We start from the raw sequence: 13,750 nt of genomic DNA, 5'->3' as shown, positions 1-13,750 counted from the left end.
GTTATATACTCGTGATAATTTACGGCAGGTGCCCGGGCCTTCCTGTGCGTAAATACAAAACAAGGATCCGGTGATTGTGTGAATAAGGAGTCTCTATGAATAAAGCAGGACAATTGTTAACTTCATTACTGCCTGTCGCCCTGCTGGCCAGTGCTGTGGCATTTTCAGCCCCTGCATTATCGAAGACAGATAAACTGATTATTGAGTCAGGTGACAGCGCGCAGAGCCGTCAAAACGCAGCAATGGATAAAGAGCAATGGAATGACACGCGTTCTTTGCGTAACAAGGTTAATAAACGGGTTGAAAAAGAATGGGATAAGGAAGATGCAGCATTCGACGCTCGTGACCGTTGCCTGAAAAGTGCCAATGTTAATGCGTACTGGGAGCCGAACACATTACGCTGCCTGGACCGCAACACTGGCCGTCAGATAGCTCAATAACCTCTCCCGCTCCCGCCAGCCGGGAGCACATCTCAAACACAGGGAATAAAACATGTCAGGGTTTGATGAAATAAAACTGCGCCCGCTGGAGCGCGAAGATTTGCGCTTTGTCCACCAGCTCGATAACAATGCCAGTGTTATGCGTTACTGGTTTGAAGAGCCCTATGAAGCTTTTGTCGAGCTATCTGACTTGTATGACAAGCATATTCATGACCAAAGTGAACGCCGTTTTGTTGTGGAGTGCGAGGGGCAAAAAGCGGGTCTGGTTGAACTGGTGGAGATTAATCATGTCCACCGTCGCGCGGAATTCCAGATAATTATCTCCCCAGAGTTTCAGGGTAAAGGCCTGGCATCCAGAGCTGCAAAACTCGCTATGGATTACGGGTTTACCGTTCTCAACCTATATAAACTCTACCTGATTGTTGATAAAGAAAACGTCAAAGCCATTCACATCTACAAAAAGCTGGGCTTCATTGTAGAAGGTGAGCTGGTAGATGAGTTCTTTATTAATGGCGAATATCGCAACACCATCAGAATGTATATTCTGCAGCACCAATATATGGCACTGCACAAAATACCCGCGAGTGGGATGGTGAAACCCACTGCGCAGTAAGCGTACTCACAGCCTGGCACACAGCCAGTAACTGTCAGTAATATTCAATTTCGTACTTTACTGTATACCGGGTTTGCGTTTCGGGTTGCGCCGCAACGCTGTTACTTTCTATCTCACAGGTTGTCGGGTTATCGTGACGGTCATAGTCGCAGGTTTGTACCGTCTGGCTAACCTGTTTACCATTTACCCAGGTTTGTGTTTGGTAATCAAGCAGCTTGCGCGTGTCTTTTACTGGAATGTTCCGGATCTCCAGCGTCTGGTCACCTCTCCTGGTTACCCGCCCCAGAGGAAACCCGTTCGCCGCGTAGCGATAAGTGATATGCAAATCTTTACTGGACACGCCTGTCACGAAATCATTGTCATTGGTCTGGTATGTCACTCCTGCTGCAGGAATGGACTCCAGTTGGCATTTTCCCTGTAGCCGAATCAGCTTTTCCTGAGTAATAGCATTAACATAGTAATTAGCATCGAGGAGTAAAGACGAATCGGTGTTACGCGACACATCATGCATATCCATTGTGTTAAAACACCCTTCCTGCGATAACGTGGCATGGAAGCGCCGCTCAACTTTCCCATCTTCATTGAGCAATGTTTCGGTCAGCTTTTTTACCGGGCCGCGCACTGGATCGAAATCGAATTCATTAGAAAAACTGGCCATTTCAGGCGTCAGTGCCTTAGGGGGCTGATTGTCATCGCAACCTGCGAGGAGAATCGCCATAAAACTCACTGGAATGACGTATCGCACATAGTTCCTTAGCAAATCAGAATTAACCTGTTTAAATGATATAAAGCAATACAGTACTTTACCTATTATCTGCCAGACTGAGGTATCACACAAATTCAGGAGGTAATACCGATGAAAGCCGTTTTATGGCCTACCGCATTGTTACTGTGTTTTAGCTTCTCTGCCCTGGCTGCACCGGCATCCTGCGAACGGGTAAAAGCCGATATTGAACAACGTATCATCCATAATGGTGTTGACCCGGATAACTTCTCGCTTTCGATTGTAGCCAATGACCAGGCAGAACAACCAGGAGCGCAGGTAGTTGGCCATTGTGCAAACGATACCTTTAAAATTCTCTACCAAAAAGGCGATAACACCGATAATACCAGCGACAGCGAAATGCACACGCCATCACCCTGATAGCATTTCTTCCCCCGGCGTGGCCACACTTTGATGAGCCACGCCTGTTATTGACTACCCTGCCAGTCCCTTTTTTTATCACACAAAACCCGCTGATATTTGATACGAAATAATATTTTACTCCATCCACCCTGCCACACTGCATATTAAAAATTATTAGTCTGGTAACTAAAAACGACGGAAGCGTTCCCTGTGCAAAAGCCCGTAGTAGTCCACAGGCATTACCGCGCAGCCATTTACGCTTTCATCCATTCTTTTCAGGTTGTAGTTACTCATTTTTTCGATGGAGCGAGTTATGTCGAGCGATGAACATAGCGGTATCAGCCGCCGGACGCTGGTCAAATCTGGCATGTTAAGTGGGCTGGCACTGGCCGCCGGTGGTGTGAGTTTGCCATTCGGCCTGCGCCCTGCCACTGCGGCCATGAAACAGGGTATGGCTCCCGCCGGAGATAAAGTGGTTTGGGGTGCCTGCTCAGTTAACTGTGGCAGCCGTTGCGCACTGCGCCTGCACGTCACTAATGATGAAGTCACCTGGGTCGAAACAGATAATACCGGGTTTGATATTTATGGTGATCACCAGGTGCGTGCCTGCCTGCGGGGCCGCTCAATTCGCCGCAGAATGAACCATCCGGACAGGCTGAATTACCCAATGAAGCGAGTCGGTAAACGCGGTGAAGGAAAATTCAGGCGCATCTCCTGGGATGAAGCTCTGGATACCCTTACCGCTAACCTGAAGCGGGTGGTGAAAACCTGGGGTAATGAAGCTGTCTATATCAATTACAGCTCCGGCATTGTTGGCGGCAATATCACACGCTCCTCACCTTCGGCATCGTTGGTCACCCGGCTGATGAACTGCTATGGCGGTTTTCTCAACCAATACGGGACTTACAGCACCGCACAAATTTCCTGTGCCATGCCTTATACCTATGGCAGTAACCTGGGTAACAGCACTTCGGATATTCAAAATAGCAAACTGGTGGTGATGTTTGGCAATAACCCGGCAGAAACCCGCATGAGCGGCGGCGGGATCACTTATTTCCTTGAGCAGGCTCGGGCAATATCCAATGCCAGAATGATAATAATTGACCCCCGCTACACCGATACCGCCGCTGGCCGTGAGGATGAGTGGGTTCCCATTCGTCCGGGTACGGATGCCGCTCTGGTTTCGGGAATGGCCTGGGTTCTGATTACCGAGAATTTAGTTGACCAGGCATTTTTAGATGACTATTGCGTTGGCTATGACGAGAAAACACTCCCTGCGGATGCGCCTGCTAATGGCCATTATAAAGCCTGGATATTAGGCGCTGGAGAGGATAAAACGCCGAAAACGCCACAGTGGGCATCGGCTATTACGGGTATTCCTGCCGACAAAATTATCCAGCTTGCCCGGGAAATAGGCAGTACCAAACCAGCCTACATTTGCCAGGGTTGGGGGCCGCAGCGCCAGGCTAATGGTGAACTGACATCCCGCGCAATAGCGATGCTCCCCATTCTGACCGGTAATGTTGGCATCAACGGTGGTAACAGTGGTGCGCGTGAATCGACCTGGACCATTACCATTGAACGTATGCCAGTACTGGATAACCCGGTTAAAACCGCGATTTCCTGTTTCACATGGACAGATGCCATTACCCGTGGGCCGGAGATGACTGCGCTGCGCGACGGGGTGAGAGGTAAAGAAAAACTCGATGTGCCCATTAAATTTATCTGGAACTATGCAGGCAACACGCTGGTGAATCAGCATGCCCAGATAAACCGTACCCATGATATTTTGCAGGACGATAAACAGTGCGAAATGATCGTGGTTATCGACAACTTTTTAACTGCTTCGGCTAAATACGCCGATATTCTGTTGCCAGACCTGATGACCGTTGAGCAGGAAGATATTATTCCCAATGATTATGCAGGAAACATGGGCTACCTGATATTTATCCAGCCAGCAACTTCTGCAAAATTTGAACGTAAACCCATTTACTGGATAACCAGTGAAATTGCCCGCAGGCTCGGCCCGGATATTTACCAGAAATTTACTGAAGGCCGGACCCAGCGTGAATGGTTGCAGTACCTGTACAGCAAAATGATCGCCCGTGATCCCAAACTCCCGCAATATGAAGCACTGCGTGAAATGGGTATTTATAAGCGCAAAGACCCGGACGGGCATTTCGTGGCCTATAAAGACTTTCGCGATGATCCGGTGGCGCATCCATTGAAAACGCCTTCCGGAAAAATTGAAATTTACTCTTCCCGGCTGGCAGACATTGCCAGACAGTGGGAAATCAAACCTGATGAGGTCATCAGCCCACTCCCCATTTATGCCAGCACGTTTGAAGGCTGGGATTCATCAGACCGCCGTCAGTGGCCTTTACAGTTATTTGGATTTCATTATAAGGCGCGCACTCATTCATCCTATGGCAATGTTGATGTCCTGCAGGCTGCCTGCCGCCAGGAAGTGTGGATCAACCCAGTAGACGCCCAACAGCGCGGCATCCAACAAGGAGATATGGTGCGGGTATTTAATGAACGTGGAGAGCTACGTATTCCCGCGAAAGTGACACCGCGCATTATGCCCGGCGTAACCGCTATGGGCCAGGGCGCATGGCATAATGCCAGTATGAATGGGGACCGTATTGACCACGGCGCATGCGTCAACACATTAACCACACAGCGTCCGTCTCCGCTGGCGAAAGGCAACCCGCAGCATACCAACCTCGTTGAAATAGAGAAGGTATTGTGATGGCTGTTATTCCCGTGTCGCTGAAGGTGAAAAACAGTCTTGCGTTGAATCCTGCCTGTTACGGGCGCTGGATTTTGGCCCTGTGTATTACACCACGCGCAGACACCCCCTCTTGCCGGGATTCACAGCTCAGTACAGCAGGCCACTACTTTGCTTTCTCACTATGCTCAATGGCGAACAACACACATGGTATTGCTGGTCTCAGGGCGGGGTTGCCGGGCCTGCCCACTGGTGCGACGCAAGAATCCATCGTTACCAGCCTTGCTCAGCGGATGGGGGCTGGTTATTCTCGGTGAATGGACTGGCCGCGGGTTGTTCTATGGTCTGGGTGTAACTGTTGGTATGGTTGTAGAAAACTGAACTTTCTGTGGGCGAGGACGCCCACTTATTCACTGTTAATTGAGGTGTAACATGTCCCGCCTGGAGAATATTGCCCTGACAGGACGCGCACTGGGTGCGCTGTTTTATTTTTCCCCACAAGCACCACAAACGCACTCGTTAGTTGACGCTTTCACGTCCGGTAGCTGGCTACAAGACTGGCCCTGGGCAGATGACAGGCTGAACAGTATTGCACAGAGAATGCGGCTCGCTGCGCCACATCTGCGGAAACTGGATGAAACGTGGCAACGGTTATTTATTGGACCAGACGCCCTGCCTGCTCCCCCCTGGGGTTCCGTCTGGCTTGATAAAGAAAATGTCCTGTTTGGCGACTCTTTGCTTGCGTTACGTAGCTGGATGCAACAACTGGGTATTCAACATGAAACCAACCAGAATGAACCGGAAGACCATATCGGCACCCTTCTTATGCTGGCTGCCTGGTTGGCGGAAAATGGCCAGGAACAGGCCACCAACGAACTGCTGGCGTGGCATATACTTCCCTGGGCTCCCAGGTTTCTCAATGTACTGGGCGAAAGTGAACCTGGCGATTTTTACTCTGCACTGAGCCAACTCACACAAGTTACTCTCCACCAATGGCAGGCAGGCTCACCAGTCCCGGTAGCTGATAAACCTTTATGGCGCTGAATGGTGTTTAACTCATCAGACCTGGCGGTCTATTGTCAGGCCTGATTGTTAATTAATCAGCCTTTAAGTGACAGTGTCACCTTTTGTTATATTTCGTTTCAATATAACCTTATAACCAGAATGCTAACCAACTGATAGATAGTTAAAATAAAGATTAACTCTGGGGAATCTTTGCCATGCGTCGTCTTCACCCTTTTCCGGAAATTCGCAGTATGTTGCGCCGCCTGTTGCTGGCCGTTGTCACAGGTATTGCCGCAGCACTCGCGGTCTGGTTATTTCGCCAAACATTACTGTTTTTGGAAAATGCAGTTTTGGGAAGTCATGGTGGCAGCCTGGTTGCGGCAGCCGATGCCTTACCTGTGTGGCGACGTATTTTGACACCCGCGACAGGGGGGTTACTGGCCGGACTGGTACTGTGGCTATGGCAGCGCTATTCGTACCAACACCCTCACGGCCCGGACGACTATATGGAAGCCATTGAAAGTGGCGACGGCCAGCTTGACACACAACGCAGCCTGGTTAAATCCGGTGCCTCACTGATTGTGGTTTCTACCGGCAGCGCAATTGGCCGGGAAGGTGCCATGATATTGCTTGCCTCGCTAGCTGCTGCCAAACTGTGCCACTACCTGACACCACGCGAAGAGTGGAAATTATGGCTGGCCTGCGGTGCTGCGGCCGGGATGGCCAGCGCCTATCATGCCCCGCTTGCAGGAAGCCTGTTTATTGCCGAAGTGTTGTTTGGCACCTTAATGCTGGCTTCGCTTGGGCCAGTGGTAATTGCTGCGGTGAGTGCACAACTGGTGACACTCCTGCTCAGTGACGGCAGAACCACGCTCTACCAGGTGATACCTCTTACCGCGCCATCACCTTCTCAATACCTGGAAATGGCGCTACTTGGCGTGGTTATGGGGTGCTGGGGAGCATTATTGCTCAGGCTGATGTCCGCCAGCCGTAAAGGCTTTCAAAAAATAGCGCCCTTACCGCTCAGGCTGATGGCTGGTGGCGCTATAGTGGGTTGCCTTTCTGCATTTACTCCCATGGTCTGGGGTAATGGTTACAGCGTTGTTCAGGCATTTTTGAGCCAGCCTCCACTGTTCGGGTTTATTGGCCTGATTTTACTGTGTAAGCTGTTGGCTGTGCTGGCGAGCAGTTGTTCCGGTGCCCCAGGCGGGGTTTTCACACCCACCTTATTTATTGGTGTGGCAACAGGGTTATGTGCCGGGCGTTTGTGGGGAATGCTCCATGGCGTGGATACCGAAAGCGTGCTCTGCTTCGGCCTGACAGGAATGGCAGCATTACTTGCCGCCACCACCCATGCGCCTATCATGGCGGCATTGATGGTGTGCGAAATGACAGGCGAGTATACTTTGTTACCCGCCCTGTTACTGGCCAGTGTTATTGCTTCCGTGCTGTCACGCTGGCTGTGGCCGGACTCGATTTACCGTAAGGCCCAGTACGGATAGATCAAGATATCGGGCCAAATCCCGCTGTTCCGCCCGTGGTAAATAGGGTACTTCCCCTACCAGCGGTGCCGGGATTTTTTTACTCATTACATCAATAATTTCTGCATAGTGCGCCAGACATGGGTTAATGCGGTTAGCCACCCAGCCAAGCAGCGGCAGACCGTCACTGGCGACAGCCTGCGCCGTGAGCAATGCGTGGTTGATGCACCCTTCCTGGATACCCACCACCATCAGTACCGGCAATTGTTCCTGCACCACCCACTCAGAAAGTGGCCGCAGGTCGTTCATCAGGCTGCGCCAGCCCCCGGTACCTTCAACAACCACATGCTGAACCTGGCCGGATAACTTCGCCAGGCCATCAGATAACAGGCTGTAGTTAATAGGGAAGCTGTGAGCAACACTGCTTTCCTCTTCGCTCAGAGCGACAGGATTGACGGCATCATAAGGTAATTCAAGCGATGAGACCGATTGCAGCACAAGTGCATCCCGGTTACGTAACCCTTCCGGTGTCTCCTGACTGCCTTTGGCTACAGGTTTATACCCTGCAGCAGTATGTCCCGCTGACACCAACGCCTGAAGTAACGCACGGGACACGACTGTCTTACCAACAGCTGTATCCGTTCCCGTGACAAAAAAACGCTTCAGCATGGCTGACTCCACCGATATTGTAAGGGAAGAAAGGCCCCTCGTACTCCAAGTTGCCAGATGTGCCGAATACTGTGTTGGAAAGGTGATTGCGACCACACTCAAACCCACGTAAGCAGGCCTGTTCTGCAACTTAAATTATTTGGGGATAGTTAATGGAATAAATAATTCAGTGCAGAAATTCTAAAAGAATCCTCAGACAGCCAGTTTGAGGTAGCGCAATTTTTAGTGTGGTTACGACAAATTGTTACCCTTGTAACAGACGGATGAGTAAAGATCCGTTATACATCGCGTCTTTTACCAGTGCGGCTCCAGCCATCGTGCCACGGTTATTGAACTGGGTAGACTCTACCCGGATATGGCGGCTGTATGCCGGTAACGACTGCTGGTGTATGCAATTGGTCATTGCCGGGTAGAGAATAGCTGCGGCCCTGTTCAGTGGTGAGCCAATCAGTATTTTTTGTGGGTTAAATAAATTCACCATAATTGCCAGAATACGCCCCACATTGGTGCCCACGCCGGTAATAATATCTTTTGCCAGTAAATCCCCTTTCAGCGCAGCATCACACAGGGATTCAACGGATAAAGGCTGGTCATGCAGCATGCTGCTCATCGACTGGCCCAGGCGCTGCTGTGCCAGCTCAAGTACACTGTCTGTACTGGCAATGGTTTCCAGGCAACCGTGATTTCCACAGTAGCAACGCTTCCCCCATGGGTCGACCTGGGTGTGCCCAATCTCCACCAGACTGCTGCTGCCAGCATGCAGCAACCGCCCGTCGGTTATCACACCAGCACCCACATTGTGGTCGATAACAACCTGAATAATATCGCGGGCTCCACGCGATGCGCCAAATAATGACTCAGCCATAGTCCATGCGCTGATATCATGCTGAATATACACAGGCACACCGGTATGGTTTTCCAGCGTACTACCAAGAGGCATTTCTTTTACATCGGCATAAAACGGCATGCTGTGCACGATGCCATTTTCCGTATCAATTATACCGGGCAAAGTGATAGCAATCGCCGTTAACCGCTCCAGGCGGGACTGATTGCGGGTAAAAAATGCATCCACTTCTTTGACAAGCCGTTCAAGAAATGGCTCATCGCCGGACTGCGCAAACGGTATGTTCTCTTCGACCACGGCTTTGCCGCTCAGATCACGTAATGCCAGGCTGATTTCGCCACGAGAAATACGCACCGACAAATAATGCCAGGCCTCGGTTTCTACCTGCAGGCCAATTGCCGGACGGCCACGGCTACCCGGCTCCTGAATTTCAGTCTCCTGAACCAGATGCACTTCCAACAGTTCACGCACGATTTTCGTGATACTGGCAGGCGCCAGTTGCGCCAGGCGTGAAAGGTCAATGCGGGAAACCGGGCCGAGTTGATCAATCAGGCGATAAACGGCACCTGCATTGGTCTGCTTAATTTGATCTATATGGCCTGGCTGGCTGTCAACCACCACGGACGGCTCCCTTTATTTTCGCGCTTCGAAATAATCTTCAGCGCTATGGTGAAGCACTTCCGTACTCGCCGTCAAATATTTACCCAGCCTTGTGAATTAACGCACATTTTTACTCATGTACTGGCGAATTATTAACCCTTTATTAGCCTTTGATTGATGTTAACAGCAGATTTTTGAAATGCTGTGCCGCAGCGCTCTGCTCATGATGGCGCGACCAGACCAGCCACATTTCTGAAACCGCATCATGGACATCAAGGGGAACCCAGACCATCTCTTTAAGTTGTACCCGGCGAAATGAAGCCGGCAAAATCGACACCCCGAGGCCTGCGGAAACCAGGCCAATTATTGTCATTGCTTCTCCCACTTCCTGGGTAATTTGCGCAGTCAAATTATATCGGCGCAATAGCCCCAGAATTTCATCGTACAAACCCGTTCCCACATGAGGATCAAAAAAAACAAAGGGTTCTTTTGCCAGTTCAGTTAATGGAATTACTGACCGGCGGGCAAGATGATGATCCATGGGAAGCATCGCCAGCAATGGCTCGCGCAGAATGACCTGCCATTCAAGCGTATCCGGCAATGTGGTATTACGCATCAGGCCAAGATCCAGCGCTCCCTCACTCAAGGGCGCGATTTGTGCACGAGTATTGATTTCAAGAGTTTGCATATGCACACCGGGGTACTGGCGGCGAAAAGCAGATAAAGATGCCGAAACAGATTTGATAAATGGCGCTGAGGAGGTAAAACCCAGGCGTAGCTCGCCAATTTCCCCCTGGTGCAATCGCTCCGCACGAGTTGCAGCCGCTTCGACCTGGATAAGAATTTGCCGTGCATCTGCCAGAAATTGTTGCCCCGCAGCCGTAAGGCTGACACTCCGGTTGGTGCGGGCCAGTAAGCGTGCACCAATTTGCTGCTCCAGAATCTGGATTTGCTGGCTCAGTGGTGGCTGGGAAATATTCAGCCGCGCAGCAGCCCGCCCAAAATGACACTCTTCCGCAACCGCAATAAAATAGCGTAAATGGCGCAATTCGATATTCATACTTTATAAATATTATTTGAGATTATTAATATATTAGACAGAATAATCGAAAATTCCTACCCTACACCAGGTGGTTACCCCGTCCCATTGAATGCGGGGGAAGAGAGAAAAATTAGGGATTCGTGTGAGCCGTACAACCATCGTCACCTCTGCACCGGGCAGAGTTATTGACGGTAAACCTTCTGAAGCACCGGTAAGTTCTGAGTTTATCAAGCGTGGTACTCCCCAGTTTATGCGTGTGACCCTTGCCCTGTTTACCGCAGGCCTGGCCACTTTCGCGTTGCTCTATTGTGTACAACCTATTTTGCCAATTCTATCCCACGAATTTGGCATTTCGGCTGCCAGCGCCAGTATTTCACTGTCTATGTCCACTGGGTTGCTGGCGGTTGGTTTGCTGTTTACCGGACCACTTTCAGATGCCATGGGGCGCAAACCCATTATGGTTGCGGCGCTTCTGTTGGCGGCAGCTTGTACCATCCTTGCCACGATTATGCCAACCTGGCAAGGGATCCTGATTATGCGCGCACTGACAGGCCTGGCGCTCAGTGGTGTTGCCGCTGTAGGGATGACTTATCTCAGTGAAGAAATACACCCAAGCGTAGTGGCATTTTCTATGGGGCTTTATATTAGTGGGAACTCAATTGGTGGCATGAGTGGCCGCCTGATTACCGGTGTGGTGACGGACTTATTCTCCTGGCGTATCGCCATGGGTTTCATCGGTTGTTTTGCGCTGGCTTCCGCCTTAATGTTTTGGCGCATTTTGCCTGCTTCGCGTCATTTCCGCCCTGCTTCACTACGGCCTAAAACGCTGCTGATTAACTTTCTCCTGCACTGGCGGGATGATGGTCTTCCTCTGCTATTTGCGACAGGTTTTTTGTTAATGGGCGCGTTTGTCACATTATTTAACTATATTGGCTACCGCCTGATGTCTGCGCCCTGGTTCCTGAGCCAGGCTGTGGTTGGGTTGTTGTCGGTGGTTTACCTGACTGGTACCTGGAGCTCCCCCAGAGCAGGAGCAATGACCAATAAGTATGGCCGCGGGCCAGTCATGATTTTATTCACGGCAATTATGTTGTGTGGCGTGCTTATCACGTTATTCAATAATCTGTGGGCAATATTTATTGGCATGCTGTTGTTCTCGGCCGGGTTCTTTGCCGCTCACGCTGTTGCCAGCGGCTGGATTGGGCAACGCGCACGCCGGGCCAAAGGCCAGGCTTCATCATTGTACCTGTTCTGTTATTACCTGGGTTCCAGCCTGGCGGGCACCTTAGGTGGCGTTTTCTGGCATAACGCTGGTTGGCCGGGCGTTGCCGGGTTTATCGCCCTGTTACTTTGCCTGGCTCTGTGTACCGGAGCCCGGTTGCATTTCAAAGCACACTAGAAAAATAAGCCTCTTGTTTATGGCATGCTCAAACAGGCAACCTGAATAAGAGGCGGTAAATATATACCGTTTGCACGTCATGCCTGAAATCTTCAGGCTATTTTTCCTGTCAACGTTTTACAGCCATCTGCAGAGCCTTATTCACTTGCATACAATATCTGTGTTATTGATGCGTTATCTGATTCGTTAATCTGAACATAAGGTCTGAGAATGCCCAACGCATACCAGCAACTTACTCACCGTTTCCAGCGACTATCCCGCTTTGCACACCTCGGAGCTATTGCCGGCTGGGATATGCAGGCCATGATGCCACCGAAAGGCGCAGCCGCCCGTAGTGAAGCTCTGGCAGAGCTTCGAGTATTGCGCCACCAGTTACTGACCGAACCGGTTGTAGGTGACTGGATTGCCGAAGCACAAACATTACCCCTGAGTAGCAGCGAGCAGGCTAACCTGCATGAAATAACCCGGCAATATGCACTGGCTACCGTATTACCCGCTAACCTGGTTGAAGCGCAGTCACTTGCCGGGAGCCGCTGCGAACACGCCTGGCGCACCTTACGGGCCAGTAATGACTGGGCCAGTTTTGAGCCGCTGTTAAAAGAAGTGGTCAGTCTGGCCCGGGAAGAAGCTACGTTGCGCGCAGAGGCAACCGGTGTTTCTCGTTACGATGCATTACTCAATCTGTACGAACCTGGTATGAGCAGTGCCAAACTCGATACACTGTTTGGCTCGGTAAAAACCTGGCTGCCAGACTTGATTCAGGAAATTATGGCGCGCCAGGCCAGTCTCCCTCTGGTTCCCCCGCAAGGCCCGTTTTCAACTTCGTTACAACGGGAAACTGGCCTGGATGTGATGAAAGTGCTGGGCTTTGATTTTGAGGCTGGCCGGCTGGACATCAGTGCGCATCCGTTCTGTGGCGGTGTGCCGGATGATGTACGAATCACCACAAGGTACAGCGAAGATGACCTGTTTAGTGCCCTGTTTGGGGTGATCCACGAAACCGGCCATGCGCGTTATGAACAAAATTTGCCGTGTGAATGGCGGGGGCAGCCGGTAGCAGAAGCGCGTTCTATGGGTATCCATGAGTCGCAAAGCCTGTTTTTTGAAATGCAGGTTGGCCGCCATCCTCTGTTTTTAAAACAGCTGCGCACCCTGGTTTTACAGCATTTCCCTCAACAACCAGCACTTGAGGAAGACAATTTCATTGCCTGGAACCACCGTGTTACGCCCGGGTTGATTCGCGTTGATGCCGATGAGGTGACGTACCCGGCACATGTTATTTTGCGCTATGAGATAGAACGCGCGTTGATGGAAGGTAATATAGAGGTCGGTGACATTCCTGGTTTGTGGAATGAGAAAATGCAGGCATCACTGGGACTTTCCACTCAGAATAATTACCGTGACGGTTGTATGCAGGATATTCACTGGACTGATGGTAGTTTTGGGTACTTTCCTACCTACACATTAGGTGCCATGTACGCAGCGCAGTTTATGGCGACAATCCGCCAGAAAATGGATATAGATGAGATTATCCGCACAGGTGATCTGACACCTGTATTTGACTGGCTGAATAACAACATTTGGAATAAAGGTTGCCTGTTGGCAACAGATGAATTAGTAAAACAAGCGACAGGTGAGTCACTTAACCCTGACCATTTCCGCCAACACTTGATTACGCGTTATTTATAACTACCATACCGGAGGTGCTTTTAGTACCTCCGGTTTCAGATACTGGCTACTCTGCTCTGGGAGCTCACAGAGCAGCAAAAAACCGAGACTCCTGGTTTTCAATACCATTTA

At 50.6% G+C, this 13,750-nt stretch carries 13 protein-coding genes and 1 pseudogene; 10 read left to right on the top strand and 4 right to left on the bottom strand.

Annotated elements, in window-relative coordinates:
• The first annotated feature begins 95 nt into the window (after positions 1 to 95).
• Both MPHASIOC01_RS05765 and speG read left to right on the top strand, forming a co-directional pair.
• Positions 96 to 440, top strand: coding sequence for a DUF1283 family protein (locus MPHASIOC01_RS05765; RefSeq protein WP_064593453.1), 345 nt, complete (start codon positions 96 to 98; stop codon positions 438 to 440).
• A gap of 52 nt (positions 441 to 492) precedes the next feature.
• Entirely contained in the window at positions 493 to 1,053 is a 561-nt protein-coding gene (speG, locus tag MPHASIOC01_RS05760) for a spermidine N1-acetyltransferase (RefSeq protein WP_064593452.1), read from the top strand.
• Positions 1,054 to 1,087: 34 nt separating this feature from the next.
• Here the strand turns inward: speG and MPHASIOC01_RS05755 are convergent, their stop codons facing one another.
• Positions 1,088 to 1,798 carry a YnfC family lipoprotein gene (locus MPHASIOC01_RS05755; protein ID WP_353614152.1) on the bottom strand — a complete coding sequence of 237 codons (711 nt, stop codon included), beginning with the start codon at positions 1,796 to 1,798 and terminating at the stop codon, positions 1,088 to 1,090.
• A 111-nt stretch (positions 1,799 to 1,909) separates the two neighbouring features.
• Between MPHASIOC01_RS05755 and MPHASIOC01_RS05750 the strand changes: the two genes are divergently transcribed.
• The 6 genes and pseudogenes from MPHASIOC01_RS05750 to clcB all read left to right on the top strand — a co-directional run bounded on the left by MPHASIOC01_RS05750 (position 1,910) and on the right by clcB (position 7,417).
• Positions 1,910 to 2,197, top strand: a complete 288-nt coding sequence (locus MPHASIOC01_RS05750) for a DUF1161 domain-containing protein (protein WP_064593447.1) — start codon at positions 1,910 to 1,912, stop codon at positions 2,195 to 2,197.
• Between the two features lie 295 nt (positions 2,198 to 2,492).
• Positions 2,493 to 4,931, top strand: coding sequence for a selenate/tellurate reductase subunit YnfE (gene ynfE / locus MPHASIOC01_RS05745; protein ID WP_353614151.1), 2,439 nt, complete (start codon positions 2,493 to 2,495; stop codon positions 4,929 to 4,931).
• Positions 4,927 to 5,017, top strand: a pseudogene (locus MPHASIOC01_RS05740) (dimethyl sulfoxide reductase subunit B); the annotation flags it as partial. The gene ynfE and the pseudogene MPHASIOC01_RS05740, both read left to right, overlap by 5 nt.
• A gap of 64 nt (positions 5,018 to 5,081) precedes the next feature.
• Positions 5,082 to 5,291 carry a DmsC/YnfH family molybdoenzyme membrane anchor subunit gene (locus tag MPHASIOC01_RS05735; protein WP_353614150.1) on the top strand — a complete coding sequence of 70 codons (210 nt, stop codon included), beginning with the start codon at positions 5,082 to 5,084 and terminating at the stop codon, positions 5,289 to 5,291.
• 51 nt (positions 5,292 to 5,342) lie between these two features.
• Positions 5,343 to 5,954 carry a Tat proofreading chaperone DmsD gene (gene dmsD, locus MPHASIOC01_RS05730; RefSeq protein WP_353614149.1) on the top strand — a complete coding sequence of 204 codons (612 nt, stop codon included), beginning with the start codon at positions 5,343 to 5,345 and terminating at the stop codon, positions 5,952 to 5,954.
• A 176-nt stretch (positions 5,955 to 6,130) separates the two neighbouring features.
• Entirely contained in the window at positions 6,131 to 7,417 is a 1,287-nt protein-coding gene (clcB, locus tag MPHASIOC01_RS05725; protein ID WP_064593440.1) for a voltage-gated ClC-type chloride channel ClcB, read from the top strand.
• Here clcB and bioD read toward each other — a convergent pair.
• The 3 genes from bioD to MPHASIOC01_RS05710 form a co-directional block, all read right to left on the bottom strand.
• Positions 7,367 to 8,065, bottom strand: coding sequence for a dethiobiotin synthase (gene bioD / locus MPHASIOC01_RS05720; protein ID WP_064593438.1), 699 nt, complete (start codon positions 8,063 to 8,065; stop codon positions 7,367 to 7,369). The genes clcB and bioD overlap by 51 nt on opposite strands.
• A gap of 244 nt (positions 8,066 to 8,309) precedes the next feature.
• Positions 8,310 to 9,530, bottom strand: coding sequence for a sugar metabolism global transcriptional regulator Mlc (mlc, locus tag MPHASIOC01_RS05715; RefSeq protein WP_353614148.1), 1,221 nt, complete (start codon positions 9,528 to 9,530; stop codon positions 8,310 to 8,312).
• Positions 9,531 to 9,672: 142 nt separating this feature from the next.
• Positions 9,673 to 10,569, bottom strand: a complete 897-nt coding sequence (locus MPHASIOC01_RS05710; protein WP_064593435.1) for a LysR family transcriptional regulator — start codon at positions 10,567 to 10,569, stop codon at positions 9,673 to 9,675.
• 124 nt (positions 10,570 to 10,693) lie between these two features.
• Between MPHASIOC01_RS05710 and MPHASIOC01_RS05705 the strand changes: the two genes are divergently transcribed.
• Positions 10,694 to 11,950, top strand: a complete 1,257-nt coding sequence (locus MPHASIOC01_RS05705; RefSeq protein WP_353614147.1) for an MFS transporter — start codon at positions 10,694 to 10,696, stop codon at positions 11,948 to 11,950.
• Positions 11,951 to 12,160: 210 nt separating this feature from the next.
• On the top strand, positions 12,161 to 13,639 hold the full coding sequence (locus MPHASIOC01_RS05700; RefSeq protein ID WP_353614146.1) for a carboxypeptidase M32: 1,479 nt from the start codon (positions 12,161 to 12,163) through the stop codon (positions 13,637 to 13,639).
• Positions 13,640 to 13,750 lie beyond the last annotated feature (111 nt).

Origin of the sequence: Mangrovibacter phragmitis (assembly GCF_040429585.1) — a bacterium.
Taxonomy (GTDB): Bacteria; Pseudomonadota; Gammaproteobacteria; order Enterobacterales; family Enterobacteriaceae; genus Mangrovibacter; species Mangrovibacter phragmitis.
Note: the sequence above shows the minus strand (reverse complement) of the source record. Positions and strands in the feature narration are given on the sequence as shown.

Coding starts and splice junctions, on each gene's coding strand:
- MPHASIOC01_RS05765 (WP_064593453.1), top strand. CDS start 96: ATGAATAAAGCAGGACAATTGTTAACTTCATTACTGCCTGTCGCCCTG.
- speG (WP_064593452.1), top strand. CDS start 493: ATGTCAGGGTTTGATGAAATAAAACTGCGCCCGCTGGAGCGCGAAGAT.
- MPHASIOC01_RS05750 (WP_064593447.1), top strand. CDS start 1,910: ATGAAAGCCGTTTTATGGCCTACCGCATTGTTACTGTGTTTTAGCTTC.
- ynfE (WP_353614151.1), top strand. CDS start 2,493: ATGTCGAGCGATGAACATAGCGGTATCAGCCGCCGGACGCTGGTCAAA.
- dmsD (WP_353614149.1), top strand. CDS start 5,343: ATGTCCCGCCTGGAGAATATTGCCCTGACAGGACGCGCACTGGGTGCG.
- clcB (WP_064593440.1), top strand. CDS start 6,131: ATGCGTCGTCTTCACCCTTTTCCGGAAATTCGCAGTATGTTGCGCCGC.
- bioD (WP_064593438.1), bottom strand. CDS start 8,065: ATGCTGAAGCGTTTTTTTGTCACGGGAACGGATACAGCTGTTGGTAAG.
- MPHASIOC01_RS05710 (WP_064593435.1), bottom strand. CDS start 10,569: ATGAATATCGAATTGCGCCATTTACGCTATTTTATTGCGGTTGCGGAA.
- MPHASIOC01_RS05700 (WP_353614146.1), top strand. CDS start 12,161: ATGCCCAACGCATACCAGCAACTTACTCACCGTTTCCAGCGACTATCC.